22 protein-coding genes are annotated in these 25,952 nt (G+C 44.7%); 18 read left to right on the top strand and 4 right to left on the bottom strand.

All coding sequences use genetic code 11. The annotated features are described in order from the left end of the window. Positions 1-7: 7 nt before the first annotated feature. Entirely contained in the window at positions 8-1,561 is a 1,554-nt protein-coding gene (gene tagH / locus NYE42_RS17830; protein ID WP_199022194.1) for a teichoic acids export ABC transporter ATP-binding subunit TagH, read from the top strand. Between the two features lie 34 nt (positions 1,562-1,595). On the opposite strand, the gene galU is transcribed toward tagH, so the two are convergent. Then, positions 1,596-2,474, bottom strand: a complete 879-nt coding sequence (gene galU / locus NYE42_RS17825) for a UTP--glucose-1-phosphate uridylyltransferase GalU (protein WP_015240700.1) — start codon at positions 2,472-2,474, stop codon at positions 1,596-1,598. Positions 2,475-2,752: 278 nt separating this feature from the next. Here galU and wecB point away from each other — a divergent pair, with 278 nt between their 5' ends. After that, a complete protein-coding gene (gene wecB, locus NYE42_RS17820; protein ID WP_251257238.1) occupies positions 2,753-3,892 on the top strand; it encodes a UDP-N-acetylglucosamine 2-epimerase (non-hydrolyzing) in 1,140 nt (379 codons plus the stop codon). Between the two features lie 51 nt (positions 3,893-3,943). Here the strand turns inward: wecB and NYE42_RS17815 are convergent, their stop codons facing one another. Beyond that, positions 3,944-4,864, bottom strand: a complete 921-nt coding sequence (locus NYE42_RS17815; RefSeq protein WP_251257239.1) for a LytR family transcriptional regulator — start codon at positions 4,862-4,864, stop codon at positions 3,944-3,946. A gap of 178 nt (positions 4,865-5,042) precedes the next feature. On the opposite strand from NYE42_RS17815, the gene NYE42_RS17810 reads away from it, so the two are divergent. The 12 genes from NYE42_RS17810 (at position 5,043) to NYE42_RS17755 (ending at position 19,362) form a co-directional block, all read left to right on the top strand. After that, on the top strand, positions 5,043-5,345 hold the full coding sequence (locus NYE42_RS17810; protein WP_017418804.1) for a membrane protein: 303 nt from the start codon (positions 5,043-5,045) through the stop codon (positions 5,343-5,345). 22 nt (positions 5,346-5,367) lie between these two features. Next, complete coding sequence (locus tag NYE42_RS17805) at positions 5,368-7,485, top strand: SpoIID/LytB domain-containing protein (protein ID WP_053574019.1); 2,118 nt, start codon at positions 5,368-5,370, stop codon at positions 7,483-7,485. 25 nt (positions 7,486-7,510) lie between these two features. Then, the gene (locus NYE42_RS17800; protein WP_053574018.1) at positions 7,511-9,001 is read left to right on the top strand and encodes an N-acetylmuramoyl-L-alanine amidase; all 1,491 of its coding nucleotides are present in this window, start codon (positions 7,511-7,513) and stop codon (positions 8,999-9,001) included. 239 nt (positions 9,002-9,240) lie between these two features. Continuing rightward, entirely contained in the window at positions 9,241-9,900 is a 660-nt protein-coding gene (locus tag NYE42_RS17795) for an exopolysaccharide biosynthesis polyprenyl glycosylphosphotransferase (protein ID WP_003151373.1), read from the top strand. Positions 9,901-9,936: 36 nt separating this feature from the next. Beyond that, positions 9,937-11,385 carry an MOP flippase family protein gene (locus tag NYE42_RS17790; protein WP_032867093.1) on the top strand — a complete coding sequence of 483 codons (1,449 nt, stop codon included), beginning with the start codon at positions 9,937-9,939 and terminating at the stop codon, positions 11,383-11,385. Then, positions 11,382-12,578, top strand: coding sequence for a glycosyltransferase family 4 protein (locus NYE42_RS17785; RefSeq protein ID WP_251257241.1), 1,197 nt, complete (start codon positions 11,382-11,384; stop codon positions 12,576-12,578). The genes NYE42_RS17790 and NYE42_RS17785 overlap by 4 nt, the downstream gene beginning before the upstream one ends. Positions 12,579-12,582: 4 nt before the next feature. Next, entirely contained in the window at positions 12,583-13,923 is a 1,341-nt protein-coding gene (locus NYE42_RS17780) for a UDP-glucose/GDP-mannose dehydrogenase family protein (protein WP_251257242.1), read from the top strand. Between the two features lie 67 nt (positions 13,924-13,990). Next, complete coding sequence (locus tag NYE42_RS17775) at positions 13,991-15,478, top strand: O-antigen ligase family protein (RefSeq protein WP_032867086.1); 1,488 nt, start codon at positions 13,991-13,993, stop codon at positions 15,476-15,478. Further along, a complete protein-coding gene (locus tag NYE42_RS17770; protein ID WP_144665045.1) occupies positions 15,475-16,155 on the top strand; it encodes a hypothetical protein in 681 nt (226 codons plus the stop codon). The genes NYE42_RS17775 and NYE42_RS17770 overlap by 4 nt, the downstream gene beginning before the upstream one ends. Positions 16,156-16,178: 23 nt before the next feature. Beyond that, positions 16,179-16,937: a glycosyltransferase family 2 protein gene (locus NYE42_RS17765; protein ID WP_045209026.1), complete on the top strand. Its 759-nt coding sequence runs from the start codon at positions 16,179-16,181 to the stop codon at positions 16,935-16,937. A 19-nt stretch (positions 16,938-16,956) separates the two neighbouring features. Continuing rightward, entirely contained in the window at positions 16,957-18,153 is a 1,197-nt protein-coding gene (locus tag NYE42_RS17760; RefSeq protein WP_251257244.1) for a glycosyltransferase, read from the top strand. A gap of 132 nt (positions 18,154-18,285) precedes the next feature. Then, on the top strand, positions 18,286-19,362 hold the full coding sequence (locus NYE42_RS17755; RefSeq protein ID WP_003151382.1) for an MraY family glycosyltransferase: 1,077 nt from the start codon (positions 18,286-18,288) through the stop codon (positions 19,360-19,362). Positions 19,363-19,451: 89 nt separating this feature from the next. On the opposite strand, the gene NYE42_RS17750 is transcribed toward NYE42_RS17755, so the two are convergent. Both NYE42_RS17750 and NYE42_RS17745 read right to left on the bottom strand, forming a co-directional pair. Continuing rightward, a complete protein-coding gene (locus NYE42_RS17750) occupies positions 19,452-20,666 on the bottom strand; it encodes an LCP family protein (protein ID WP_015418337.1) in 1,215 nt (404 codons plus the stop codon). 4 nt (positions 20,667-20,670) lie between these two features. Then, a complete protein-coding gene (locus tag NYE42_RS17745; protein WP_003151384.1) occupies positions 20,671-21,318 on the bottom strand; it encodes a YigZ family protein in 648 nt (215 codons plus the stop codon). A 222-nt stretch (positions 21,319-21,540) separates the two neighbouring features. Here NYE42_RS17745 and degS point away from each other — a divergent pair, with 222 nt between their 5' ends. The 4 genes from degS to NYE42_RS17725 all read left to right on the top strand — a co-directional run bounded on the left by degS (position 21,541) and on the right by NYE42_RS17725 (position 25,910). Further along, positions 21,541-22,704 (top strand): two-component sensor histidine kinase DegS, encoded by a 1,164-nt coding sequence (gene degS, locus NYE42_RS17740; RefSeq protein WP_007407484.1) that lies wholly within the window; start codon positions 21,541-21,543, stop codon positions 22,702-22,704. A 76-nt stretch (positions 22,705-22,780) separates the two neighbouring features. Then, positions 22,781-23,470 (top strand): two-component system response regulator DegU, encoded by a 690-nt coding sequence (gene degU / locus NYE42_RS17735; RefSeq protein ID WP_003219701.1) that lies wholly within the window; start codon positions 22,781-22,783, stop codon positions 23,468-23,470. A 97-nt stretch (positions 23,471-23,567) separates the two neighbouring features. Next, entirely contained in the window at positions 23,568-24,416 is an 849-nt protein-coding gene (locus NYE42_RS17730) for a DegV family protein (RefSeq protein WP_007407483.1), read from the top strand. A 108-nt stretch (positions 24,417-24,524) separates the two neighbouring features. Continuing rightward, a complete protein-coding gene (locus NYE42_RS17725) occupies positions 24,525-25,910 on the top strand; it encodes a DEAD/DEAH box helicase (RefSeq protein WP_352426618.1) in 1,386 nt (461 codons plus the stop codon). Positions 25,911-25,952: the final 42 nt, after the last annotated feature.

Genomic DNA, 25,952 nt, shown 5'->3' with positions numbered 1-25,952 from the left:
TTGTACGATGAAACTAAAGGTTTCGTTTCGAAATGTTTCAAAGCAGTATCATCTTTATGAAAAACAGTCGGACAAAATAAAAGGTTTGTTTTTCCCTGCTAAAGATAACGGTTTTTTCGCTGTGCGAAATGTCTCCTTTGATGTATATGAAGGGGAGACAATCGGCTTTGTGGGAATTAACGGATCGGGTAAATCGACGATGTCCAATCTGCTTGCAAAAGTGATACCGCCGACAAGCGGTGAAATTGAAATGAACGGCCAGCCGTCGCTGATTGCGATTGCAGCCGGTTTAAATAATGCTTTGACGGGCCGGGATAACATAAGACTTAAATGTTTAATGATGGGGCTGACAAATAAAGAAATCGATGAGATGTATGAAAGCATAGTTGAGTTTGCTGAGATCGGTGATTTTATTAATCAGCCGGTGAAAAACTATTCAAGCGGTATGAAGTCCCGCCTTGGTTTTGCTATTTCCGTGCATATAGATCCGGATATTTTAATCATTGATGAAGCCCTCTCCGTAGGAGACCAGACATTTTATCAGAAGTGTGTTGACCGGATCCAGGAATTTAAAGAACGAGGAAAAACCATTTTCTTTGTGAGTCATTCCATCGGTCAGATTGAAAAAATGTGTGACCGTGTGGCTTGGATGCACTATGGTGAATTAAGAATGTTCGACGACACTGAAACCGTCGTCAAAGAGTACAAAGCATTTATCGATTGGTTTAATAAACTCTCCAAAAAAGACAAAGAGAAATATAAGAAAGATCAGGTTGCTGAACGTAAAAAAGAATCGCCTGAGCAGCAGGCAATTGTGAAGGAACAAAAGAAAAATAGTAAATCCGGATCAGCAGTCAATGCTATTCAAATTGCTATTTTATCAATACTGCTTGTGTTTATGGCAGGAACCATGTTTTTCAGCGCCCCGCTTCGTACGATCGCTTCCTTCGGTAAGATCGGATATCAAGATGATGTTAACAAGGGGAAAGACCAGATATTGGTGAACAAAAAAGGTTTCGTATTAAAAGACCAGACGCAGGCCTATAAAGATACAGAGCTGAAAAAAAAGGCGGACTTCCTTATTCCGTTCGGTGCTCAGGTGAAAGTGGTATCTGAAGACAGGCAATCAGCAAAGATTGAGGTCAATAATAAAACGTACTATATCCCGGAAAATGCAGCGGTCTATAACGAAAAAAGTTCAAATGTGAAAGCATCCGCTTTTTCTCCGTATGTAAAGCAGGGTGATACTGATCAACTTGTGTCACATCTCGGTGAGCGCGTTAATGATATTCAGCAAGAAATGAAAGAGCTGCAGAAAGAAGTAGTGAACGGCCGGGAGACGCTATATCTTAAAAATGGCGAGGTCAGTTATGCAGTGAATAATGGCAAGGCCGAGCAGCTTGTTTTCAGAGGAATATCAGCTATTACTCCGACAGATCTATCCCTGAATAATAAAGATGTTATAAAGGGCAGCAGTGATCGGCAATTTATTGCGGCAAATGATAAATACGCTTTTATTATCAATAACGATAATCAAACTTTAACCTGCATTATAAAATAAAAAGCTGTTGGAATAAATCCAACAGCTTTTTTTCTTATAATTCATCTTTTCTTAACAGGTCTTCCATGAAAGGGATAAGGTGATCACGCAGTTCACGATCCTGCATCGCAAATTCTAATGTAGTGGTAATAAAACCTAGTTTTTCACCAACATCATATCTTTTGCCCTCAAAATCGTAAGCAAAAACCCGCTGGATTTCATTCAGCTTTTGAATAGCATCTGTAAGCTGAATTTCCCCTCCGGCACCAATTTGCTGTTCTTCAAGATACATGAAGATTTCAGGAGTGAAGACATAACGTCCCAGTATTGCCAGATTGGACGGAGCAGTCCCTTGAGCCGGCTTCTCAACAAAGTTCTTCACCTGATATCTGCGGCCTTCACTTGTCAGCGGATCAATAATTCCGTAACGATGGGTTTCTTCTTCAGGCACTTGCTGAACCCCTATAATAGAAGAAAGTGTTTTTTCATATTCATCCATCAGCTGGCGAAGCCCTGGTTTTTCAGCTTGAACGATATCATCTCCGAGAAGGACGGCGAATGGCTCGTCACCGATAAAATTACGTGCGCACCAAACGGCATGTCCAAGACCTTTTGGCTCCTTTTGCCGGATATAATGAATGTCAGCAAGATTAGAGGCTTTTCGGACTTTTTCTAAGAGTTCGACTTTCCCTTTTTCTTCTAGGTTTCTTTCCAGCTCTGGTGAGTAATCAAAATGGTCTTCAATGGCTCTCTTGCTTTTTCCCGTAACAATAATAATGTCTTCAATACCCGCTTCAACCGCTTCTTCAATTATGTATTGAATCGTTGGTTTGTCTACAATCGGAAGCATCTCTTTCGGCATGGCTTTTGTTGCCGGCAGAAAGCGTGTCCCTAAACCTGCAGCGGGAATTATGGCTTTGCGTACTTTTTTCACTTTAAAGCACCTTCCTTAGCGTCACTTAAATATAAGTTAAGATATCTATACAGACTCAGGCTTGCTGATATTTTCTGTATACCCGATATTTCATTTTTAACACTTTTAATGATATAAGATAAACCATTATTAAACAAGTTTTATCCGTAAAGCCTTAATGATATATCCTTTTTCATTTATGGGAAAAAATTATACAAGATATTTAACCGGCGGATCATATCGTGTAAAATGGGTTGATAATGAAAAATGATCACAAACTTGATACAGGAGAAAGAGATATGAAAAAACTTAAAGTCATGACGGTATTCGGTACAAGGCCTGAAGCGATAAAAATGGCGCCCCTTGTGCTCGAATTAAAAAAACGCCCTGAAATAGAATCATATGTCACTGTGACTGCCCAGCATAGACAAATGCTGGATCAAGTTCTTCACGCATTTCAAATTAAGCCTGAATTTGATTTGAATATTATGAAAGAACGGCAGACGCTGGCTGAAATTACTTCAAACGCCCTGGTAAAACTGGACGGCCTGTTTAAGGAAATCAAACCTGATATTGTTCTTGTTCATGGTGACACGACAACAACCTTTGCCGGAAGCCTTGCAGCTTTCTATCACCAGATTGCAGTCGGACACGTGGAGGCCGGATTGCGGACGGGCAACAAATATTCACCTTTTCCGGAAGAATTGAACCGCCAAATGACCGGAGCGATTGCTGATATCCACTTTGCTCCGACTCAGCAAGCGAAGCAAAATTTATTGAATGAGAATAAAAAAGAAAGCTCCATTTTTGTTACCGGAAATACAGCGATTGATGCTTTGCATACAACGGTTCACTCTGAATATTCCCATAACATTATTGAGAAAATCGGCAATGACAGAATGATTTTACTGACGGCGCATCGCCGGGAAAATTTAGGTCAGCCGATGGAACATATGTTTAAAGCCATCCGCCGGATCGCAGATGAATTCAGTGATGTGCAAGTCGTTTATCCGGTACACCTGAATCCTGCTGTACGTGAAGCTGCTGATAAGCACTTTGGTGATTCGGAGCGCGTCCATTTAATTGAACCTCTTGAAGTGATTGATTTCCACAATTTTGCGTCAAGGTCGTATTTTATTTTAACTGATTCAGGAGGCGTTCAGGAGGAAGCTCCTTCCTTAGGAAAGCCGGTTCTCGTATTGCGCGATACGACTGAACGGCCCGAAGGAGTGGAGGCGGGCACTCTGAAATTAGCCGGTACTGATGAAGAAACGATTTATCAGATGGCAAAACAGCTGCTGACAGACAAGCAGGAATATGAAAAAATGTCGCGGGCATCTAATCCCTATGGAGATGGCATGGCGTCAAGAAGGATTGCTGAGGGACTGCTCTATCAATTCGGACTGCGTTCAGAGCATCCTGATTCTTTTGAAGTGTAACAAAAAAGCAGCTCCGCATAAAGTATGCGAAGCTGCTTTTTCTGCATTAGTTTAAAGGTTGAGGCTGCTTCTCAATTCTTTAGTAATGGAAGCAAGACCGTTTTCATCTGCTTTATAATAGTAAATTCCGTTGATTTTGGTGCCGTCACCCTTCAGCTCATGCTGAATCACTTTCTTGCGGGCATCTTTATAGCCGGATTGAATATCCCACATATCATCAAAGGTTAAATTCGTTTTTACATTGTTCTCTACTACTTTAAACATATCTCCGAATTTCGTGACAGAAGAGATACTTGCCCCTTTATTGATAATACCCTCTATAATCTGCCGCTGTCTGTCTTGGCGCCCGAAATCCCCTTTAGGATCTTCTTTTCTCATTCGTGAGTAAGCGAGGGCTTCATCACCGTTTAATGAAATATTGCCTTTGCTGAAGGAATAACCGTCATAGTTGAAAGCGAATGTACTGTTGACAGTGATGCCTCCTAAAGTGTCAACGACATCTTTAAAGCTTTCCATGTTTACTTTAATGAAATAATCTACAGGCAGGTTCAAGAAATTCTCCACAGTATCTACTGCCATTTGCGTACCGCCAAATGCATATGAATGATTGATTTTATCCATCGTGCCCTTGCCTATAATTTTTGTATAAGTGTCACGCGGAATACTGACCATTTCCGTTGTTTTTGTCTTTGGATTGACTGTAAGGTAAATGAGCGAGTCGGCCCTTCCTTTATCATTTTTACGTTCGTCTACTCCCATGATCAAGACAGAGAACGGTTCGTGTTTATTTATTTTCACCTCAGTCCTGCGTTTATTCGATTTGTTAATGTCTTCGTGGATGCTTGCGACGGTTGATGCCGCTTTATGCCATAGGTAGTATGTAAAGCCGCCGGAAACTAAAATAAAAATGCCGATGATTGTCAGAAAGACCAGTAACAAAGTCTTTTTCTTTTTTCTTCGTTTACTTCTCATCTCAATACACCCCATCTGTTTTAAATTGGAAATTTAACTCCCAGTAAATGCAATATTTAATAATAGAATACAATAAATCCTAATATAGTCGAATGTTATCGAAAAAAGTTTCAATGTTTCTTAATTTTTCTTTAAAATAGATAATATATTGTCGATAATCCATAATGAGGTGAAAAAAATGAAAAAAATTTTTGGATGTTTGTTCTTTATACTGCTTCTCGCCGGGTGCGGAGTTAATAATGAAAAATCTCAGGGCGAGGATGCGGGTGAAAAGCTGGTAACGAAAGAGGGCACTTATGTAGGACTGGCGGATACTCATACAATAGAAGTCACTGTGGATCATGAACCGGTAAGTTTTGATATCACTGAAGAATCAGCCGACGATGTTAAGAATTTGGATAATGGCGACAAAGTGACAGTAAAATATCAAAAAAATAGCAAGGGACAGCTTATGCTGAAGGATATCGAACCGGCAAATTAATGAACAGGGGGACGCTGTAATCTTGAAAACTTGCAAACATTTAATAGGACTGACTCTAGCTGTTGTTATATTGCTTATACCGGCGGTTTCCTTTGCGGCAGATTCAAATATATCTGTTAAGCTGACAAATTACATAGGAAATCAATCAAGCATTTCTTTATCTCCAACCGGTTTTTATCAGGTTACCGGTGATCATGTGTCTGTAACCAACCGCTTTTCGGGGGCATCCCGATATGAGACGGCGGCTCTTGCATCTGACTCCCAATGGACGAATCCTAAAACCGTTATTCTCGTCAATCGTGATGTTTTTATCGATGCATTACCAGTAATTCCTCTGGCAAAAAAATTGGATGCGCCGGTGTTATTTACACAGCCGGACACTTTGACAAAAACAACAGAAAAACAGATTGCTAAGTTCAATCCCGATAATATTCTGGTCATCGGCGGGGCTAAAAGTATTTCAAAGGACGTTGAAAATAAGCTTAAGTCTTATGGAGCTGTGAAAAGAATCAGCGGGAAAAACCGTTATGTTCTATCTGAAAACATTGCAAAACAAATGGGAAATTACGATAAAGCAATTGTTGTAACAGGTAATGTTTTTCAAGACGCTTTAGCCATTGCTCCGTATGCCGCTGCAAACGGCTATCCCATTTTACTGACTGAAAAGGATAAATTGCCGGATTATGATCTTCCGAAGCAAGTCATAATTATCGGGAGTTCGTTCAGCGTGAGTGATGCTGTAGAAAATCAAATTAAAAAAACTTCAAATGTGCAGCGAATACCCGGATCAACACGGTATGAATTGACTGCTAATATCATTAATCAGCTAAAGTTGAAGGCTGATAAAGTCGTCATGACTAATGGAACGAAATATGCTGATGTCCTGGTTGGCGCTTCTTTAGCCGCCAAAAAAAACAGCCAAATATTATATATCAAACAAGATGATGTTCCTTCAGCAGCTAAATCAGTGACAAAAGAGAAGGCGTCGTATGCATACGACTTTATCGGAAGTACAAGCTCCATTTCCGCCGGGGTTGAAAATGAGCTTTCAAACCATTTTTACTTAGCCGGCGGAAGCACATACAACTTACAAATCAATAATGGAAAGTTAAATCTTAATCATATTAAAACATATGGGAATTCATTGAGAATAAAACCGGAAACGTACAATGAATCCAACCGGATCAGTTTGAATGGAAAAGAATACTTGGGGACGGTTAATTTTTCAATAGAGTCAGGCAAATATATCAGACCTGTAAATGAAAACATTCCTTTTGAAGATTATTTAAAAGGTGTCGTACCGAATGAAATGCCTGCAAGCTGGTCTCTTGAAGCGCTGAAGGCGCAAACGGTTGCGGCAAGAACATACTCAATTACGAAGACCGGGAGCACTGTTGCTGATACTACTGCTTTTCAAGTATATGGCGGGTACAGCTGGAATGCCAATACAACGAAAGCGGTGCAGCAGACAAAAAATAAGGTGCTGACTTACAAAGGGAATTTAATTACGGCGGCTTATTCATCGAGTAATGGCGGTTATACAGAATCAAGCGGCGAAGTATGGGGTTCAAGCGTTCCTTATTTAACTGCGAAAAAAGACACAAAAGATCCTCAAACTGCCTGGAGTCTGACGCTTTCTAAGCAGCAAATCAATCCGGATTCAATTGATGTAAATAAGCCGGCCTCTTGGTTTGCTTCAAAGAATGAGACAAATGCAGCTCAACTGAGCGGTATTAAAAATTGGATTCTGAAAAATAAGGAAACGGGCGCTTCCGCCATTAAAATTTTAAAAATAGAAGATCTTACATTCAGCGGAACAACTAAAGGACAGCGGGCTAAAACAGCAACTTTGAAAGTGAATTACGCTGTCAAACAAAACAATGGAAATTACGAGGCAAATAAAACATCTGCAATGACTGTGCCGGTGACTGAACTGAGAACGATGATCGGAGCCTCCGTGTTTAAAAGCACTTATGTGACCGTCAGTCAAAACAGTTCTGCTTTTACAATCAGCGGAAAGGGATATGGACACGGCATCGGTATGAGCCAATACGGCGCTAAGGCAAGAGCGGATTCGGGAGATTCATATAGTTCAATTTTAAAATTTTATTATCCGGGCACCACATTGACTGACTATTAAATAAACGAGAGCAGGAGGAAGGCAATTGCGTTCTTATCTTAAAGTCCTGATCATTTCTATGCTGGGACTCATCTTATTTATCCCGTCAGCCTTAGCTGACAACGCGGTTAAAAGAGTAGGGGGAAGCAACAGGTACGGTACGGCTGCTGCGCTTTCCAAGCAGGTGTATTCAACAGCGAGTACAGCTGTTGTCGTCGGAGGAGGTTCGTATGCAGATGCTATATCTGCTGCCCCGATGGCATATCAGAAAAATGCGCCGCTGCTTTACACAAACAAAGATAATTTGTCATCAGAGACGAAAACCCGTCTGAAAGAATTAAAAACAAAAACGGTCATTATTGTCGGCGGAACGCCTGCTGTGTCAGCAAATACAGCAAATCAAATCAAAGCGCTCGGCATCAGTGTTAAGAGAATTTCAGGAAGCAACCGATATGATACGGCAGCTAAAGTAGCAAAGGAAATGCCTGCCGCCTCAAAAGCCGTTATTGCAAACGGATTTTTATATGCTGACGCAATAGCTGCAATTCCATATGCCGCAAAGAACGGATATCCAATTTTGTTTACGAATAAAACAGCTATCAACAGTGCCACAGCAGGAGCTATAAAAAGCAAGGGGATCAAAAGCTCTATTGTAGCAGGGGGAACCGGGAGCATAAATGCCTCTGTCTTTAAAAAACTCCCTTCTCCAAAAAGAATCAGCGGAAGCAATCGATACGAACTTGCGGCCAATCTAGTTCAGCAATTAAATCTTCCGACAGGCAATGTATTCGTCAGCAATGGTTTCGGGTATGCAGACTCCATAGCGGGTGCTGCTCTTGCTGCAAAGAAAAAACAATCTATCATTCTGACAAACGGCAGCAATCTTTCAAAAGAAACAAGAGTCTTTATCGGGAGAAAAAAATTAAGCAGCTTTACCATTATAGGGAATACCCCGGCTGTCAGTTCAAATGTTGCAAACCAGCTGAAAAATCCGGCAGCAGGAAAAACAATTTTAATTGATCCGGGTCATGGAGGAAAAGATTCCGGTTCTATAGGTAACGGCATTTTAGAAAAAGACGTCAATCTTGATATCGCTAAAAGGCTGAATACAAAATTAAATGCTTCAGGTGCTCTGCCGGTCATGACGAGGTCTAATGATACATTTTATTCCTTGCAGGAAAGGGTAAATAAAGGTGCAACCGCAGGAGCGGATTTATTTATCAGCGTTCACGGCAATGCAAATGATGCAACTTCTGCAAACGGAACTGAGACCTACTATGATGAGACATATCAAGCCGCTGCAAGCAAACGCCTGGCAGGACAAATTCAGCCTAGGGTTGTTAATGCATTAAAAACAAGAGACAGAGAGGTTAAAACAGCTCCGTTCTATGTCATTAAGTATTCCAAAATGCCTAGTGTATTAGTAGAGACGGCTTTTATTACGAATCCGTCTGATGCAAGTAAATTAAAGCAAGCATCCTATAAGGAAAAGGCAGCTGCAGCCATCAATGATGGAATCGTGTCTTATTATAAGTAAAACTTTTATATATTTGTGTACGAGCCTGCTGGTCAAAATTGATCGGCAGGCTTTTTCGTTGTGATCCTTTTCAATTATAGTAACCGCCGTTTATGGATATGAATAGATTTACAATAAAAAAACAATAATCGAAACATTCTAATAAACATTAACGCTTCCTTTACTTCCAATTAACATCCATCTGCTAAACTCACGGCATAGGTCATCAAACATCCCAACAAATCGTGAGGTGTGTGTCAGTGGGAGCAGAGAAAAGCATGAATGTAAATAATAACTATGCAGTGCGGCAGGGGACTTCCGCTGCCGTTACGGAAAGAACGGCCCGTTATTTGGCTTTTAAGCGATTCATGGACATTGTGTTTGCGCTTGCGGGGCTCTTGGCGGCGCTCCCGGTGATGGGCCTGTTCTCCATACTGATTCGTTTGGAGTCGCCCGGCCCTGCTTTTTATAAGCAGGAGCGGGTAGGCAAAGACGGGAAGCCGTTTTATTTGTATAAGCTCCGCTCTATGAAAATAGATGCTGAAAAATCGGGGGCGGTCTGGGCGCTGAAAAAGGATCCCCGCGTGACAAAGGTCGGCGCTTTTATCAGAAGGACCCGTATTGATGAGCTGCCGCAGCTGGTAAATGTGCTTCGGGGAGAAATGAGCCTGATCGGCCCGCGTCCCGAGCGTCCCGTGTTTACGGAACAGTTTCAGGCTGAGATTCCGGGGTTTACGGAGCGGCTGGCCGTTAAGCCGGGATTAAGCGGCTGGGCGCAGGTCAACGGGGGATATGACATGACACCGAGGGAAAAACTAATGTTTGACTTATATTATATCCGCAACCTGACCTTTTCATTGGAACTGAAGATTATGCTCAAAACGTGCAAAGTGATCTGGACCGGTGACGGGGCGCGATAAAAATTCTGGTCAGCAGACAAAAAAGTAGGGAAAACGATGCCTAGTATTACAAATCAAATCTTGAGCGGCGCCAAATGGACAAGTATTTCGACAGCGTGTATTACGGTCATTCAAATCGTCCAATTCGCCCTGCTCGGGCGGGTCATGTCACTGGCTGAATTCGGCCTTGTCGGCATGATCACAACGGTAGTGGTGTTTGCCCAAATTGCGCTGGATATGGGTTTTGGCGCCGCGCTCATTCAAAAAGATCATGTGACTGATAAACAGATGTCTTCCTTGTACTGGCTGAATATCATAACGGGGCTTGCGCTGTTTGCGCTGCTGTTTTTCAGCAGTCCGCTCATCGCCGATTTTTATCGGCGGGAGGAGCTTGTCTATTTAATCCGCGTGCTGGCCGTTATGTTTTTAATCGCGCCGATCGGTCAGCAATACCAGTATATGCTGCAAAAAGCGCTGGCATTTAACACGTTAAGCAAGATTGAAATCTTTTCAAATGTGCTGTCCTTCGTGTATTTGGCGGCCGCGGTTTTTTATACGGACCCGATTCTCGCCTATGTGATTTCTCAGGTGCTGCTGCAATCGTCGAAAGGGATTCTGTACTGGATGGCCTGCAGAAAAACATGGAGACCGGCGTTGGTTTTTGATCTGAAAGGAATGAAAGGCTTCTTTTCTTTCGGGGCCTTTCAGCTGTCTTCCCGGCTTGTGAACCGGCTCGGAGCGAATATTGATATGATTCTGATCGGCAGTTTTATCGGCGCTGAGGCGCTCGGCATTTACAATCTGGCCTACCAGATTGTCACGCTTCCGGTATTAAAAATTAATCCGATCATTACGAGAGTCGCGTTTCCCGTCTTTGCGAAAAACAAGCATGAAAACAGCGTTATCAGAGAAGGATTTCTCAATATGACCAAAATACTCGCGCTGATATCCTTTCCGCTTTTGCTCGGTTTGGTTTCAGTGTCGGATGCATTCGTGGCTTCGGTATTCGGAGAAAAATGGCTGGCGGCTGTCCCGGTTTTAAACGTTCTCGCCATCGTCGGGATTTTAAGGGTCCTGATGAATCCGAACGGATCTGTGCTGCTCGCAAAAGGGCGGGCCGATCTGGCGTTTTATTGGGACGCCGGGGTGATGCTGCTGTATGGTGCATCTTTGTACGCCGCCGTGCTGTCCGGAAATCTCTTGACGGTAGCCTGGACGTACGCTTTCATCAGCATCCTGAATTTCCTGATCGGGCGCTGGCTGTTGGCATATGTCATTAAGCTGCGGCTGTCGGCTTACTTCAAAGCCGTGGCCAAACCGTTTGTGCTTACGGCGGCAATGGGTGTCATCGCCTTTACAGCCAGCTTCGGCACGGAGCGGATCAGCCTTGATGTCAAGCTGCGGCTGGCGATCTCCGTAGCCTGCGGCGCGTTGTGTTATTTATTCCTGTTAGGAAAAGCTTATCCGCATATGAAAAGTAAATTAAGAAAAGGACGTTTGCTATGAAGGTATTGTGGATGACAAGTGTCTATCCGAGCAGTGAGAAGCCGGGAGAAGGCGTTTTTCATGAGACGCAGGCCCAAGAACTGAGAAAGCTTGGCGCGGAGATGACCGTCATTTGTCCGCGGCCGAAACTCGCCGCGCCATTCCGGGTGCTGAAAAAGACGTATCAGCAAAAGGATATCAGGCCGGCGCATGAATGGCGGAAAGGCGTGTCCGTCCACCGGCCGTTTTATCAGGCGGTTCCCGGGCAGCTGAAATGGGCGCAGCCGCATAAAAGAATGGCGGAATCCATTCTTTCCGAAATTAAAAATCATGGCCTGAAGCCCGATCTGATTCACGCGCATTTCGCCATGCCGTCAGGCGGAGCGGCCGCCATTGTGTCAAAGGCTTTAGGCATTCCGTATGTGCTGACCTTGCATGGCAGTGATGTCAATGTCTATCCGCATTACAGCAAAAGCGCTCATCGCGCATTTACATTTGCGGTGCGGGAAGCAGCCGATATTTACGCTGTGAGCGGCAGTCTGCGGGAACAAATGAAAAAGCTTATCGAAGCGGAGTGCACCGTGCTTCCGATCGGCATCACGCTTGACGCCTTTCGAAAAAGGAACGAGACGAAAGAAGCCGTCAGAAAACGCCTCGGCCTTCCTCCGGATAAAAAACTGATCGTGTTCATCGGCAGGCTTGTCAAAGAGAAAGGTGTTTTCGACTTATCAAAAGCCGTTCAATCATTGGATGAAAGATATGAAGCCGTCTTTGTCGGTGACGGTCCCGCCGCATCTTCATTGCGTGAAGCCGCTCATATCGTCACGGGGCAAGTGCCGAACGACAAGGTACAGGACTATCTGCTGGCTTCGGATGTAATGGCGCTGCCGTCCTACAGCGAAGGCATGCCGACTGTGGTCATTGAGGCGCTCGCTCTGAAGGTGCCGGTGATCTGCACCGATGTCGGAGGATTGGCTTCTTTATTCGGGAAACACCGGGGGTTGCTGATCAAGCCGGGTTCACCTGAGACGCTGGCAGAATCGATTCTGCAATATGACGAAGGAGAGGCTTGGACGCCGCAAACAGCCGAGGAACTTTATCAAACCGTCCGCACGTATTTTGACGCAAGCCAAAACGCGAAAGCGCTGAAAGAGAAATACCGATCCGTAATGAACCGGGCCGGGCAAGAGGAGAACCTTTCGAAAGAGGGATGAAGCTGTGAAAAAAATCGCTGTATTAGGAACAGGGTATGTAGGTCTTGTATCTGGAACTTGTTTTGCGGAAATCGGCCATCATGTGACTTGCTGTGACATCAATGAAGCGAAAATCAGAAGCTTGAAAAACGGAGTCATCCCGATATATGAACCGGGGCTTGAGGAATTAGCTGAAAAAAATGTCAGTACCGGACGGTTATCCTTTACAGCCGAAATCGAGCCGGCTGTGAAAGCCGCTGATATCATCTATATCGCCGTCGGTACGCCGATGTCAAAGACGGGTGAAGCCGATCTGACCTACATTAAGGCAGCGGCGCAAACAATCGGAGAACAGCTGAACGGATACAAAATCATTGTCACCAAAAGCACTGTTCCGGTCGGGACAGGAAAGCTCGTTTACCAAATTGTCAGCGAAGCGTCAAAGGGAAAATATCCGTTTGATGTCGCGTCAAATCCTGAATTCCTCCGCGAAGGTTCGGCGGTGCGGGATACGATGCAGATGGAGCGGGCGGTCATCGGCGCCACAAGCGAACATGCCGCTTCGGTCATTGAAGAGCTTCATAAGCCGTTCCGTACGAAGATCGTAAAGACCAATCTTGAAAGCGCGGAAATGATTAAGTATGCCGCAAATGCTTTTTTAGCCGCCAAAATATCTTTTATTAACGATATCGCCAATATTTGCGAACGTGTCGGGGCGGACATTTCCCACGTGTCAGAAGGCGTCGGTCTTGACAGCCGGATCGGGAATAAATTTCTCCAGGCGGGCATCGGATTCGGCGGATCCTGCTTTCCGAAGGATACAACGGCTTTATTGCATATCGCAAACGCCGCCGGCTATCCGTTTCAAATGATGGAAGCCGTCATTGAAACCAATGAGAAGCAGCGGGTCCGTATTACGGAAAAATTGAACCGCGCCATCGGTCCCTTAAAAGGGAAAACCGCGGCCGTACTGGGGCTGGCCTTTAAACCGCACACAAATGACGTCCGCTCTGCCCCGGCTCTTGATATCATCACAAGCCTTAAAGAGCAGGGCGCTCACGTGAAAGCGTATGATCCGATCGCGATTCCCGAAGCGTCAGCGATATTAGGAGACGGCGGCATTGAATATCACACAGAGCTGTACAGTGCCATCAAAAACGCGGACGCATGCCTGATTACAACAGATTGGCCGGAAGTCAAGGAGATGGATCTTCAGAGAGTGAAGCAGCTGCTCAAACAGCCGGTCATCATTGACGGCAGAAATATGTTTCCGCTGGAGTATATGAGGGTTTCAGGATTCACTTATCATTCCGTCGGACGTCCGGCGGTTCATGCCGATCGGCAAATAAAAGAACTGGCAAGATAGAAAAAGATTTGTCTTCAGGCTCTCGGCAGCCCGGCTCGGCTGCCGGTTTTGGAAAGGGGTTTGCCATGTGAGTATCAAACGTTCAGCGGCACATGTTCTTGTGCTGCTTGCCGCTCTCATTACAGGAGGATTCATCATGCTGGAGGCGGTCAGGGCGGATGCCGGTTTCGGAAAAATCACCGTGCTGCTGTTTGCCGCCATGATCGGCTTTGCCGGACTTGCTTTGCTATCCGCCTTTACAACAAACGGTCAGATGTTTATGGGGCTCATTTATATACTGATCGCGTGTACATTTTTAAACCAGGCCTTCTTTGCGGTCCATCTCGGATTTTTCAGCTTATTTATATACCGGCTGTTATTAATCGGAGCAGGCGCCCTTCACGTCGCCGGCATCCTGACAAACCGTCATCATATTGACAGATGGAATCGGGTGAATGTAAAAGGGGTTCTGATGTTTTTCGCCTTATGGTTTACATACGGTCTCCTATCGTTATTGTGGGCAAAATCCGTGACGTACGGGATTAAATATTTAGCTTTAATGGGAATGGGCATGTTTCTGATTTATCTTATTGTCATGTTCATTCAGCGCTTTGATCAGCTGATGGTTTTTTACGGCATATGGCTTGTGATGACCATTTTTGTGATGGCGATCGGCTTTTACAACCATTTTACACACCACCATCTGCCGAGCTCCACGCTTTATAACGGCCCGCAGTACAAACAGCATTATCCGACGTCCGTTTTCTTTAATCAAAATGATTTCGCGACGTTTTTGTGCATCAGTTTCTTTCTGTATGCGGCGGCGGTGAAAAATATGAAAAACGGCTATGTGAAGGCCGTCAGCCTGCTCTTTGCGATCAGCGCTTTGTATTTAATCATTTTGACCGGTTCGCGCGCGAGTCTGCTGGGCATATGCGCGGGGGCGGCTGTATACGTCTTCATTCTGCTGCCTTCCCTGTTGAAAAAGCTCGCGTTGTACGCAGCGGGAGCGGGTGCAGCGCTGTTTGCGGTTTTATTTGCGGGCCGTATCACCAACGCCGTCTTGAATCTGTTTTCAGCTCCGCAGGCGATGCCGGGACAGCAACCGCTTCCTTCCAACCTCGCGAGGGCGAATCTTTTAAAAAACGCCTTTCACTATGTGATTGATTCCTGGGGGTTTGGAGTGGGTGCCGGAAACGTCTCTTACTATTTAAAAGCGGAGCCCGTTTATGATACGGGCGGCGTAGTTGAGGTGCACAACTGGCTCGTCGAGATTATGGCGAACTTCGGCGTGCTTACGATGCTCGGTTACCTGACAGTCTATTTGTTCCTTTTTTGGACACTTTATAAATGTCATGAAAGAAAATCGGAAAATCAGTCAAGACTGATCACAGAAGGACTTATCACGGCGATGGCCGGTTTTTTGGTAAGCAGCATCAGCCCAAGCTCCGTATCAAATTTATTTTTCCACTGGGTATTTCTCTCGCTCGTGATCGCGGCGGTCAATATATTGAGGCGTTTACAAAAGGAGCCTGCCGTCACGGCGTACTATGAAAAACAGGGAGATGCGAGATGAAGGATATGTTGACAAGAATAACCCGGCGTATCAAAAAGAATATTATTTGGATCATTGCGCTGCCCGTTGTGTTAGGGGCGGCGGGATATGTATTGCCGTCAAAAATCAGCGGGAGCAGCAGTTTTACATCAGAAGCCGCGATCGCCGCGGGAAATTATGATCATCCGCTTTATAACAATACAAAAGAAATCCCGCTCCTTTTGACGAGCGATGCCTTTTTAAAGCAGGCTTTGCCTGATAAAACAGACGAAGAAAGAGCGGCCGTGAAAAGTAAACTGACTGTCGAAACACAATCAGATTCATTGATCACGGTCAGCTACAGCGGCCAAAACAAACAGGAGACCGAATCGGTGTTTCAAGCCGTCATAAAAACTTTTCTGAAGAATGATCAGGACCTGTTTGAAAAACGGGCAAAAGTAGTGCGGCAGAGTATTGCTGCGCTTGAAGGAGAAACCGTCAGCGCGGACGCCAAAGTGGATAAGGAACGATTTTTATACGAATTGAAAAATACGCAGCTGAACCTGAAAGCGGCCGGCATCATCAATTCAGAGCCGATGAATGAAACGGCGGGAGAAGGCATGCCGCCGAAAAGGAAAGCGGTTCTGGGCGTTTTCATCGGCATTGCAGTTGCATTTATGTTCATTGTCATTCCTGAGTTTTTTAGAGAGTCCTTGTAAAAATCTGCGATGGAGATGTGACCATGACAAACTGGAAACCTTTCGTATCTGTCATTACACCGTCTTATAATGCAAGTGAATATATCGAAGACACGATTCAGTCTGTTTTACATCAAAGCCACCCGCATTGGGAAATGATTATCGCGGATGATTGTTCAACGGACGGAACGAGAGATATTTTACGGCAATATGAACAAAAGGATGAGCGGATCCGCGTCGTTTATTTAGATAAAAACGGGGGAGCCGCAGCTGCCAGAAATACAGCCCTTAAACATGCCAAGGGCCGTTATGTCGCATTTCTGGACAGCGATGACAGATGGAAAAAGGAAAAGCTTCAAAAACAGCTTGCGTTTATGGCAGAGCGGTCCTGCGCTTTTTCATTTACGGGCTACAGCGTCATGGAGCAGGACGGAACGCCGACGGACAAAACGATTCAAGCCCCTGAAAGCCTGTCATATGATGAAGCTTTAAAAAACACGATTATCGGATGTTTAACGGTCATGATTGACAGAGAGCAGACGGGGCAGATTCAAATGCCTGATATCAGAACGCGGCAGGATTTAGCGACATGGCTTTCCCTGCTGAAAAGGGGATTTACGGCTTACGGCCTGAATGAGTGCCTTTCAGAATACAGGCTTGTGCAGAATTCGATTTCAAGCAACAAGTGGAAAGCCGCAAAAAAAACGTGGTTTGTTTATAGAGAAATTGAGCGCCTGCATTTTATCAAGGCTTCGTGGTGTTTTATGCAATATGCGAAAAACGCGGTCATGAAAAGACTGTAGGCGTCAGAGGAGCTGGGTGATGAAGGTGGAACCGATTATTCACGTAATCGTCGGAGCGGCGGAATGGGGGCATGACCGGCTGAGATACAGACGGCACCGGCTGGCTGAATTTCTCGCCCGGCAAAAAGAAACGAAAAGCGTCATTTGGGTATGCCCGTCTCCGCGAGCCAATGATGGTCAAATGGCCGGGATCGCCGAGGGAATCCGGCAGTTCGCGGTAAAGGATCTCTTCAGGCAAAAAGCATTCCGATTCGGCAGGTATACAGACATGTGCTACAGGCATAAGCTTTCACCATTGGTGAACATGCTGAAGGAAGAAGGAGAAGGGGCCCGCTGCTGCTTATGGTACACCTTCCCCGGTTTTCCGCTTCTGGCAGATCTGTTTCCTTGGGATGAAGTGATTTATGATTGCAGTGATCTGTGGGCCGCTCCGATCAGCGGCCGGTCCGGGGTGCTGTCAAATGTTAGAAGAAACATCATTAAACAGGCGGAAATGAGAATCATTCAGCGTGCCGATTCCATTACGTGTACATCTGACTGTCTGCACCAGGAGGTCGGAAAAAAGCTGGAGAACCCGCACCAGAAAGTGTTCACCATTGAAAACGGAGTGGAATATGACCTGTTTTCACGGGAAAATAAACAGCCGGATGAAGACATTTTACGAGGACGGAACGGAACGGTTCTCGGTTTTATCGGCGGAATCAAGCCGAAGCTCGATTTTGCGCTTATGGCGGAAACGGCAGATGTGAGGCCTGACTGGACGATTTTATTGGTAGGCCCGAACACGGCTCAGGACGATCCGGATTTCAAGTCGCTTCTGGAGCGTCCGAATGTCATCTGGACGGGACCTGCCGCGCCGAATGAAGTGCCGTCCTATATGCAGCTTGTCGACATCGGCATCATGCCGTATAAAAATTCACCTTATAATGACGCGGTATTTCCGCTTAAGCTTTTTGAATTTTTAGCCGCCGGCAAACCGGTTGTCGGCTGCAACCTTTCTTCTACGTCAAAAATCAAAAGGCCTTTCGTCTATGAATACGTTGAAGGCAGTGACCCCGCAGATTTCATCGCGGCCTGCGACGCGCTTCTGGCAGCGGACCGCAGCGGATCATATGAGGCTTTGCGCCGTGAATTGGCCCGGAGACGGGATTGGAATGTTTTATTCGGCCGAATGCTCGAATGCACGGGTATATTGAAAAATGCGCAATCCCATTAAAAGGGAAAGCGCATTTTTTGATTTGCGTGTTTCTTTTTGATGATGCTTGTTATAATAACTAGTAAGAATTATAATGGAAGGAACGGTTCAATATCAGAAAAGACTTCATATAATTCCAAAGGAGACTTCTTTATGCTTGACGAACGCATGTTTCGCATAGTTGTTGCGTTTTTTGTCTCTCTGCTAACGGTTTTAATCCTAACTCCTATCGTAAAAAAAATTGCGATCAAAATAGGTGCAGTTGACCAGCCCAGCAACCGAAAAGTACATGATAAAATAATGCCCCGTATGGGCGGCCTGGCCATCTTTATCGGCGTAGCGGCGGGTGTTCTCGCGGCCGGCATATATAATGAAACGAAAATGACCGCCATTACAGTGGGTGCGTTTATTATTGTTATTTTAGGAATCCTTGATGATAAATACCAATTAAGCGCAAAGGTAAAGTTTTTCGTCCAGCTGGCCGTGGCCATTATGATTGTGAGCACGGGACTGAAAATGGACTTTTTCTCCGTACCGTTTTTAACGGAACGTTTAGAATTGGGATGGGTCGCTTACCCGCTGACTGTGTTATGGATCGTCGGTATTACGAACGCGATGAACCTGATTGACGGTTTGGACGGACTCGCTGCCGGCCTGTCGGTCATCGGACTCTCCACTATCGCCGTTATGGCGTTATCCGGAGGGAAAATCCTTATTCTGTCACTTTCACTTGTCGTGATAGGAAGCACACTCGGATTTTTATTTTATAATTTTCATCCGGCAAAGATATTTATGGGAGATACCGGATCGCTCTTTCTCGGATACGTCATCTCAGTACTCTCATTATTAGGTCTTTATAAAAGTGTTACTTTATTCAGTATCATCATTCCGATCATCATTTTGGGCGTGCCGATTTTTGATACGACATTCGCCGTCATCAGGCGGATTTTAAACAAACAGCCGATCTCAGCGCCTGATAAGTCACATATACACCACCGGCTGATGGCCTTCGGGCTGTCACACCGTACGGCTGTCATTATCATCTATTTAATCGGCTTTATTTTCAGCGTCAGTGCCATCCTGCTGAAAAGCGCGACCATATGGCTTTCGCTGTTTATTATTTTTGTATTGATTGTATTTATGCAAATCATAGCAGAGGTCACAGGGTTAGTAAATGAACAATTTAAACCATTTACCAAGTTTTACAAGAGATTGGTAAAGAAAAATTAAAAAGAGCAGATCATGCGAATGGTCTGCTTTTTTGCTATTCTCTTATTATATAGAAAAACCCGATCCTGCTCAAAGGATCGGGTTTACTCTTAATAGCCTGTTGTGCCGCCGGACTGTGTGCTGCCCGTACCGTTTTCACCTGCAGTACCGCTGGTTGAATCGGTCGTGCCGCTTGTTCCTGTGCTGCCGGAAGGCGAATCAGCCGTACCGCCTGTTCCCGTGCTGTCGGAAGTCGAATCAGTCGTACTGTCCGTTCCGGTGCTGTCAGAAGCAGGATCGGATGCCGTGCTGTTTCCGGACGGGTAATCCAGATGTTTCTGCAATTCCTGCCGTATTTTTTCGAGATTGGTTGGATCCGGCTGGAAATAATATGTTCCGCGCGTAGTTGCGGTTCCGCCTAAATATAAATCTGATCCTGTTATGGTCAGTGTATCAACCTTTTTGCTGGTAAAGCCGCTGTAAATCTGCTGAAGAGCGAGTCCTTCAGTGATTCGGATATTCGTTTGGACGTTATTGCTCGCTGTTTCAGCGATTTTATCAATTTTAGCAATATTTCCAGCTCTGGACATTTGGTCGATCAGTGCGTTTAAGATTTGCTTTTGGCGGTCATTCCGGCCGAAGTCTCCGCGCTTATCCTGTTTTCTCATCCGCGCGTAAGCCAAAGCCTGCTCACCGTTCAAATGCATGTTTCCTTTCTTGAAATAGATCCGTTTCTTTTTACTGACGTCACTCATCTCGTCGAAGTCAAACGGCACTTTTACATCGACCCCGCCTACTTCATCAATAACATCCTTAAAGCCATTGAAGTCGACAGTGACATACTTATCAATCGGTATGCCTAATAAGTCTTCGACGGTTGAGACGGTTTCATCCGCTCCGCCCTTAGCAAAAGCCGCATTGATTTTTGATTTTTTACCGGTTGTGTCGCCGGCAAGCGTCACCCGCGTATCACGCGGAATACTCAGCATTTTCATTGTTTTATTTCTCGGATCAAGGGTAACGACAATAAGAGAATCTGATCGTCCGCCTTTTCCGCTGGTGGCATAATTTTCGATCCCCATAAACAAAATGGAGAACGGTTTTTTCTTCATATTGATGACTTTATCCCGTAATTTTGATTTGTCTCCGCGGGAAAGGGCATCATATGCATTATCTGCCGCATTGATCGTTTTGTATACTTTGTATCCGCCAAACCCGGCAGCGACTAACAAAACGAGGGTAAGCAGCAGCAAAATCCGTTTGAATATGATCTTTCGTTTGCTTTTCTTTTTCTTTCGAACACGCACTCTTACACGTTCAGCCATTACATTAGTCTCCTTTAGGGCTGACGTCTGTTTCTAAATACGTCAGTTCTCCCTCTGTATTCTTACTCTTGCCGTTCGTCAGTTCTGTCATCCATTTTAGAAACGCTTCTTTGTCTTTTTCTTCAACGTACGTTTCAAATTCGACATGATCCGCATAATGGATATCTTTCAGTAAAAAAACTGATTCTCTCAGTTCGTTCTCTATCTTGCCGAGCCACGTATAATCCGCTGATGTATGCATAATACGCATCAGCTTCCGCTCCGTAACTCCTATATGATTTAAGCCTTCAGACACTGACTTCCCATATGCACGAATCAATCCGCCTGCACCGAGCTTTATTCCGCCGAAATACCGGGTAACCACCGCGCAGGTATCTTTCAGACCGCGTTTTTTCAGCACTTCCAGCATGGGGACGCCGGCTGTGCCGCTTGGTTCTCCGTCATCATTCGCCTTTTGTATATGGTCGGTTTCGCCGATCAGATAAGCTGAGCAGTTATGAGTCGCATTCCAGTGCTGTTTTTTTATCTTTTGTATAAATTCCTGCGCTTCCTCTTCAGAAGCAGCACGGCTCAGGTGACAGATAAAACGCGATTTTTCAATCACAATCTCATGTTCACCCGTTTCTTTAACTGTTAAATAGCTGTGCAGCATGATTGCTGGACCCTCCTGACAAGCATTAAAAGACTTGTTTCTACAAATTCGAACAGACTTTAGAATTTTTGCGCATATTTTGGTATCATGAAAGAGTAAGATACTATATAAAAATGTTTTTTTCTAGAATATACGCATTCTTTCATTATAATTCGACATAAATTGCAGTTCAATTACATTTATAATAAAAATACATAACAACACCGTTACGGAGGGAGACAGATGAATAAATCGAAGATGGACTCCAAAGTTTTGGATTCTATACTTATGAAAATGCTGAAAACCGTGGACGGGAGTAAGGACGAGGTTTTTCAAATCGGAGAGCAGTCGCGCCAGCAATATGAGCAGCTGGTTGAAGAACTCAAACAGATCAAACAGCAGGTCTACGAAGTCATTGAGCTGGGCGACAAACTTGAAGTTCATACGCGGCACGCACGAAACCGCTTGTCTGAAGTAAGCAGAAATTTCCATAAGTTCAGCGAAGAAGAAATTCGCAACGCCTATGAAAAGGCGCACAAACTTCAAGTGGAACTGACGATGATCCAACAGCGTGAAAAGCAGCTGCGGGAGCGCAGAGATGATTTAGAACGCCGGCTTTTGGGGCTTCAGGAAATCATTGAACGGTCAGAATCATTGGTCAGCCAAATAACCGTCGTTCTGAATTACCTGAATCAAGACCTTCGCCAAGTAGGGCTTCTTCTTGCCGATGCGCAGGCTAAACAAGATTTCGGTTTAAGAATCATTGAAGCCCAAGAGGAAGAAAGAAAAAGAGTTTCCAGAGAAATTCATGACGGTCCCGCGCAAATGCTGGCAAATGTCATGATGAGATCGGAATTAATTGAACGGATCTTCCGCGACCGCGGCACGGAGGACGGATTTCAGGAAATCAGAAATCTGCGGCAGAATGTGCGGAATGCCCTTTACGAAGTCAGAAGGATTATATATGATTTAAGACCGATGGCATTGGACGATCTCGGGCTGATTCCGACACTGAGAAAATATCTTTATACAACTGAAGAATACAACGGAAAGGTGAAAATACATTTTCAGTGTATCGGAGACACAGAGAACCAAAGGCTTGCCCCGCAATTTGAAGTGGCGCTTTTCCGTCTCGCTCAGGAAGCCGTCACAAATGCACTCAAGCATTCAGAATCAGAGGAAATTACAGTAAAAGTGGAAGTAACCGCTGATTTTGTCGTTCTCATCATTAAGGACAACGGAAAAGGCTTTGATATTAAGGATGCTAAACAAAAGAAAAACAAGTCATTCGGCTTGCTGGGAATGAAAGAAAGAGTAGATCTGCTTGAAGGAACGATAACGATAGACTCTAAAATAGGTCTTGGGACATTTATCATGATTAAGGTTCCGTTATCTCTCGGCCTATAATTTGTTAAATAGAGCCAAAAGACATATTGACCGAACAGCGGCGTATATAGAACAATAGGATAAGGAGGCGTAGCGTGTGACTAAAGTAAATATTGTTATTATCGACGACCATCAACTATTCCGTGAGGGTGTAAAAAGAATATTGGATTTTGAACCTACCTTTGAAGTGGTAGCAGAAGGTGACGATGGAGATGAGGCGGCTCGAATCGTCGAGCATTATCATCCCGATGTTGTCATAATGGACATCAATATGCCGAATGTAAATGGAGTAGAGGCTACTAAACAGCTTGTTGAGCTGTACCCTGAATCTAAGGTGATTATCCTCTCCATCCATGATGATGAAAACTATGTGACTCATGCTTTAAAAACTGGTGCAAGAGGCTATCTCCTGAAAGAGATGGACGCAGATACTTTAATCGAAGCAGTGAAAGTGGTAGCCGAGGGCGGTTCTTACCTTCACCCGAAAGTAACCCACAATCTTGTCAACGAATTCCGCCGTCTTGCGACAAGCGGAGTTTCTGCTCATCCTCAGCATGAGGTTTACCCGGAAATCCGGAGACCATTACATATATTAACGAGACGGGAATGTGAAGTGCTGCAAATGCTTGCAGACGGAAAAAGCAACCGCGGAATCGGTGAATCATTGTTTATCAGTGAGAAAACAGTGAAAAACCACGTGAGTAATATTTTGCAGAAAATGAACGTTAATGACCGGACACAAGCCGTTGTCGTGGCCATTAAAAACGGCTGGGTAGAGATGCGTTAGTCATGTGTGAGAAGACTTGCCTGTTATGGCAAGTCTTTTTTTACAGCTGCATATCTATTAAAATACTTATTAAGTACTTAATAAGGCAGGTAAAGTGATGAAGATTGCAGTTGTAACAGACAGTACAGCATATATTCCGAAAGAGATGAGAGAAGAACATCATATTCATATGATTCCTCTCCAAGTGGTTTTCGGTGAAAAAACATTCCGCGAAGAAACAGAACTCGACTGGAGAAGTTTTTATAAAGAAGTAAAAAATCATGATGAGCTGCCGACTACGTCTCAGCCTTCTTTCGGTGAATTAATCGCATTGTACGAAGAACTGGGCAAAACATATGACGCAGTCATAAGCATACATTTGTCCAGCGGAATCAGCGGAACATATAACAGCGCCGCCTCGGCAAACACTATGGTTGATCATATTAAAGTTTATCCCTTTGATTCAGAGATCAGCTGTTTGGCACAAGGGTTTTATGCGTTAAAGGCAGCACAGCTCATTAAAGACGGTGTTGACTCACCGGAAGAGATTATAAAAGAGCTGGAAGAAATGAAAAAAACAGTCCGTGCGTATTTTATGGTGGACGATTTATCACACCTCCAGCGGGGCGGGCGTCTAAGCAGTGCTCAGGCTTTTATCGGCGGTCTGTTAAAGGTAAAGCCTATTCTTCATTTTGACAATAAGGTAATTGTTCCTTTTGAGAAGATTCGGACACGCAAAAAAGCGATTTCGAGAATTTTTGAGCTGTTTGGGGAGGATGCAAGTAAAGGAATCCCGATGCGGGCCGCTGTCATCCATGCAAACAGGGAAGAAGAAGCGGCGGCTATTATACAGGAGTTAAGCGGTAAATATCCTCATGTCGAATTCTATAACAGCTATTTCGGCGCCGTGATCGGAACCCATTTGGGCGAAGGCGCCATCGGAATCGGCTGGTGCTTTAAAAACTAAGTGAAAATCTCCGTTTTCAAGGGCGGAGATTTTTTTATTTTTTAATTTTCGCAATTCGACAAGTGGGTTCCCGACAAGACATACTTTGAGCAGAAAGGAGGCAGGGAGATGTCCGAAGGTGCTTCAGAATTTTCAGAGGTGCGGGATTTCTTTTACGGCCGGCATTTATTGAGATCTGAGATACCGTTTTCAGACCAGCGTATTAAGCGTTTTACAGAAAAAGAATATATAACGGCCGAGCCGTCAATCATCCGCCGGAAAAATCGTTACGTCTGCCAACGATGCGGTCAGTCTGATCAAGCCTGCTTTGCGGCATTTTGGGCGCCCTCTGCCAAAAGGCAGATTACCTATTGCCGTGCCTGTGTCGTGATGGGAAGGGCTGATGAACTGACATCATTATATTCTTGGAATCAAGCCCATGAAAACAGCTGGGAGCCTGTAAAGCTTTCTTGGGAAGGAACACTGACAGACGGACAGAAGCGGGCGGCCGCCGCGCTTACAGATGCGATAAAAGAGAGACAAGAGCTGTTAGTATGGGCGGTTTGCGGATCGGGGAAAACAGAGATGCTGTTTCCGGGTATCGAGTTTGCTCTGAATCACGGTTTGCGCGTCTGTGTCGCGACTCCGCGTACAGATGTCGTACTTGAACTGCTGCCGAGATTGAAAAAAGCATTTGAGAAAGTCGAAGTTTCTGCTTTGTACGGCGGCAGCGAGGACAAAGGCCGTCTGACTCCGTTAATGATTTCAACCGCTCACCAGCTGATGCGCTACCGAGACATTTTTGATGTCATGATAATAGATGAAGTAGATGCGTTTCCTTTTTCAGCCGATGAGACATTAAGATTCGCTGTTGATAAAGCGAGGAAGAAAAACAGCGCCCTTGTTTATGTAACGGCAACTCCTTCAGACACATTAAAAAAGAAGGCTGAAGCCGGTTTGCTGAAAAGCGTCCGCATACCGGCCAGATATCATCGGAAACCCCTCCCGGAGCCGCGTTTTTTGTGGTGCGGCAATTGGAAGAAGAAGCTTCAGAAAGGAAAACTGCCTCGCTCTGTAACCGATTGGGTCCGCCAAAAACTTCAATCACAGCTGCCGGTTTTCTTATTCGTTCCGTCTGTACATGTATTGAAAAAGACAACGGATTATTTTCAGAAATTAAATGTAAGGGCAGAAGGCGTTCATGCGGAAGACACATTCAGAAAGGATAAAGTGAAACGGTTCAGAGACGGCGGGCTTGACCTGCTGGTAACGACTACGATTTTAGAAAGAGGGGTTACCGTGCCCAAAGTTCAGACATGTGTCCTCGGCGCAGAAGCACCTATCTTTACCGAGAGCGCGCTCGTACAGATCGCGGGCAGAACGGGAAGGCATTATAAACATTTCAGCGGTGATGTCGTCATGTTTCATTTCGGAATTACAAACGGAATGAAAAAAGCAAAAAAACATATAGAACATATGAACAAATTGGCACAAAAAAGTAAATTGTTGGACTAGTTAATTTCAGAAAACGTGATACAGTATACTCATACTTTCCTA

Origin of the sequence: Bacillus sp. FSL K6-2865 (assembly GCF_040311405.1) — a bacterium.
GTDB lineage: Bacteria > Bacillota > Bacilli > Bacillales > Bacillaceae > Bacillus > Bacillus velezensis.
The sequence above is the reverse complement of the archived record's forward strand: the minus strand, read 5'-3'. Positions and strand labels throughout refer to the sequence as shown.

Excerpts from the sequence above, each read along its gene's own strand:
- tagH (WP_199022194.1), top strand. The coding sequence starts at position 8 with ATGAAACTAAAGGTTTCGTTTCGAAATGTTTCAAAGCAGTATCATCTT.
- wecB (WP_251257238.1), top strand. The coding sequence starts at position 2,753 with ATGAAAAAACTTAAAGTCATGACGGTATTCGGTACAAGGCCTGAAGCG.
- NYE42_RS17815 (WP_251257239.1), bottom strand. The coding sequence starts at position 4,864 with ATGAGAAGTAAACGAAGAAAAAAGAAAAAGACTTTGTTACTGGTCTTT.
- NYE42_RS17810 (WP_017418804.1), top strand. The coding sequence starts at position 5,043 with ATGAAAAAAATTTTTGGATGTTTGTTCTTTATACTGCTTCTCGCCGGG.
- NYE42_RS17790 (WP_032867093.1), top strand. The coding sequence starts at position 9,937 with ATGCCTAGTATTACAAATCAAATCTTGAGCGGCGCCAAATGGACAAGT.
- NYE42_RS17785 (WP_251257241.1), top strand. The coding sequence starts at position 11,382 with ATGAAGGTATTGTGGATGACAAGTGTCTATCCGAGCAGTGAGAAGCCG.
- NYE42_RS17770 (WP_144665045.1), top strand. The coding sequence starts at position 15,475 with ATGAAGGATATGTTGACAAGAATAACCCGGCGTATCAAAAAGAATATT.
- NYE42_RS17765 (WP_045209026.1), top strand. The coding sequence starts at position 16,179 with ATGACAAACTGGAAACCTTTCGTATCTGTCATTACACCGTCTTATAAT.
- NYE42_RS17760 (WP_251257244.1), top strand. The coding sequence starts at position 16,957 with ATGAAGGTGGAACCGATTATTCACGTAATCGTCGGAGCGGCGGAATGG.
- NYE42_RS17755 (WP_003151382.1), top strand. The coding sequence starts at position 18,286 with ATGCTTGACGAACGCATGTTTCGCATAGTTGTTGCGTTTTTTGTCTCT.
- NYE42_RS17750 (WP_015418337.1), bottom strand. The coding sequence starts at position 20,666 with ATGGCTGAACGTGTAAGAGTGCGTGTTCGAAAGAAAAAGAAAAGCAAA.
- NYE42_RS17745 (WP_003151384.1), bottom strand. The coding sequence starts at position 21,318 with ATGCTGCACAGCTATTTAACAGTTAAAGAAACGGGTGAACATGAGATT.
- degS (WP_007407484.1), top strand. The coding sequence starts at position 21,541 with ATGAATAAATCGAAGATGGACTCCAAAGTTTTGGATTCTATACTTATG.
- NYE42_RS17730 (WP_007407483.1), top strand. The coding sequence starts at position 23,568 with ATGAAGATTGCAGTTGTAACAGACAGTACAGCATATATTCCGAAAGAG.
- NYE42_RS17725 (WP_352426618.1), top strand. The coding sequence starts at position 24,525 with ATGTCCGAAGGTGCTTCAGAATTTTCAGAGGTGCGGGATTTCTTTTAC.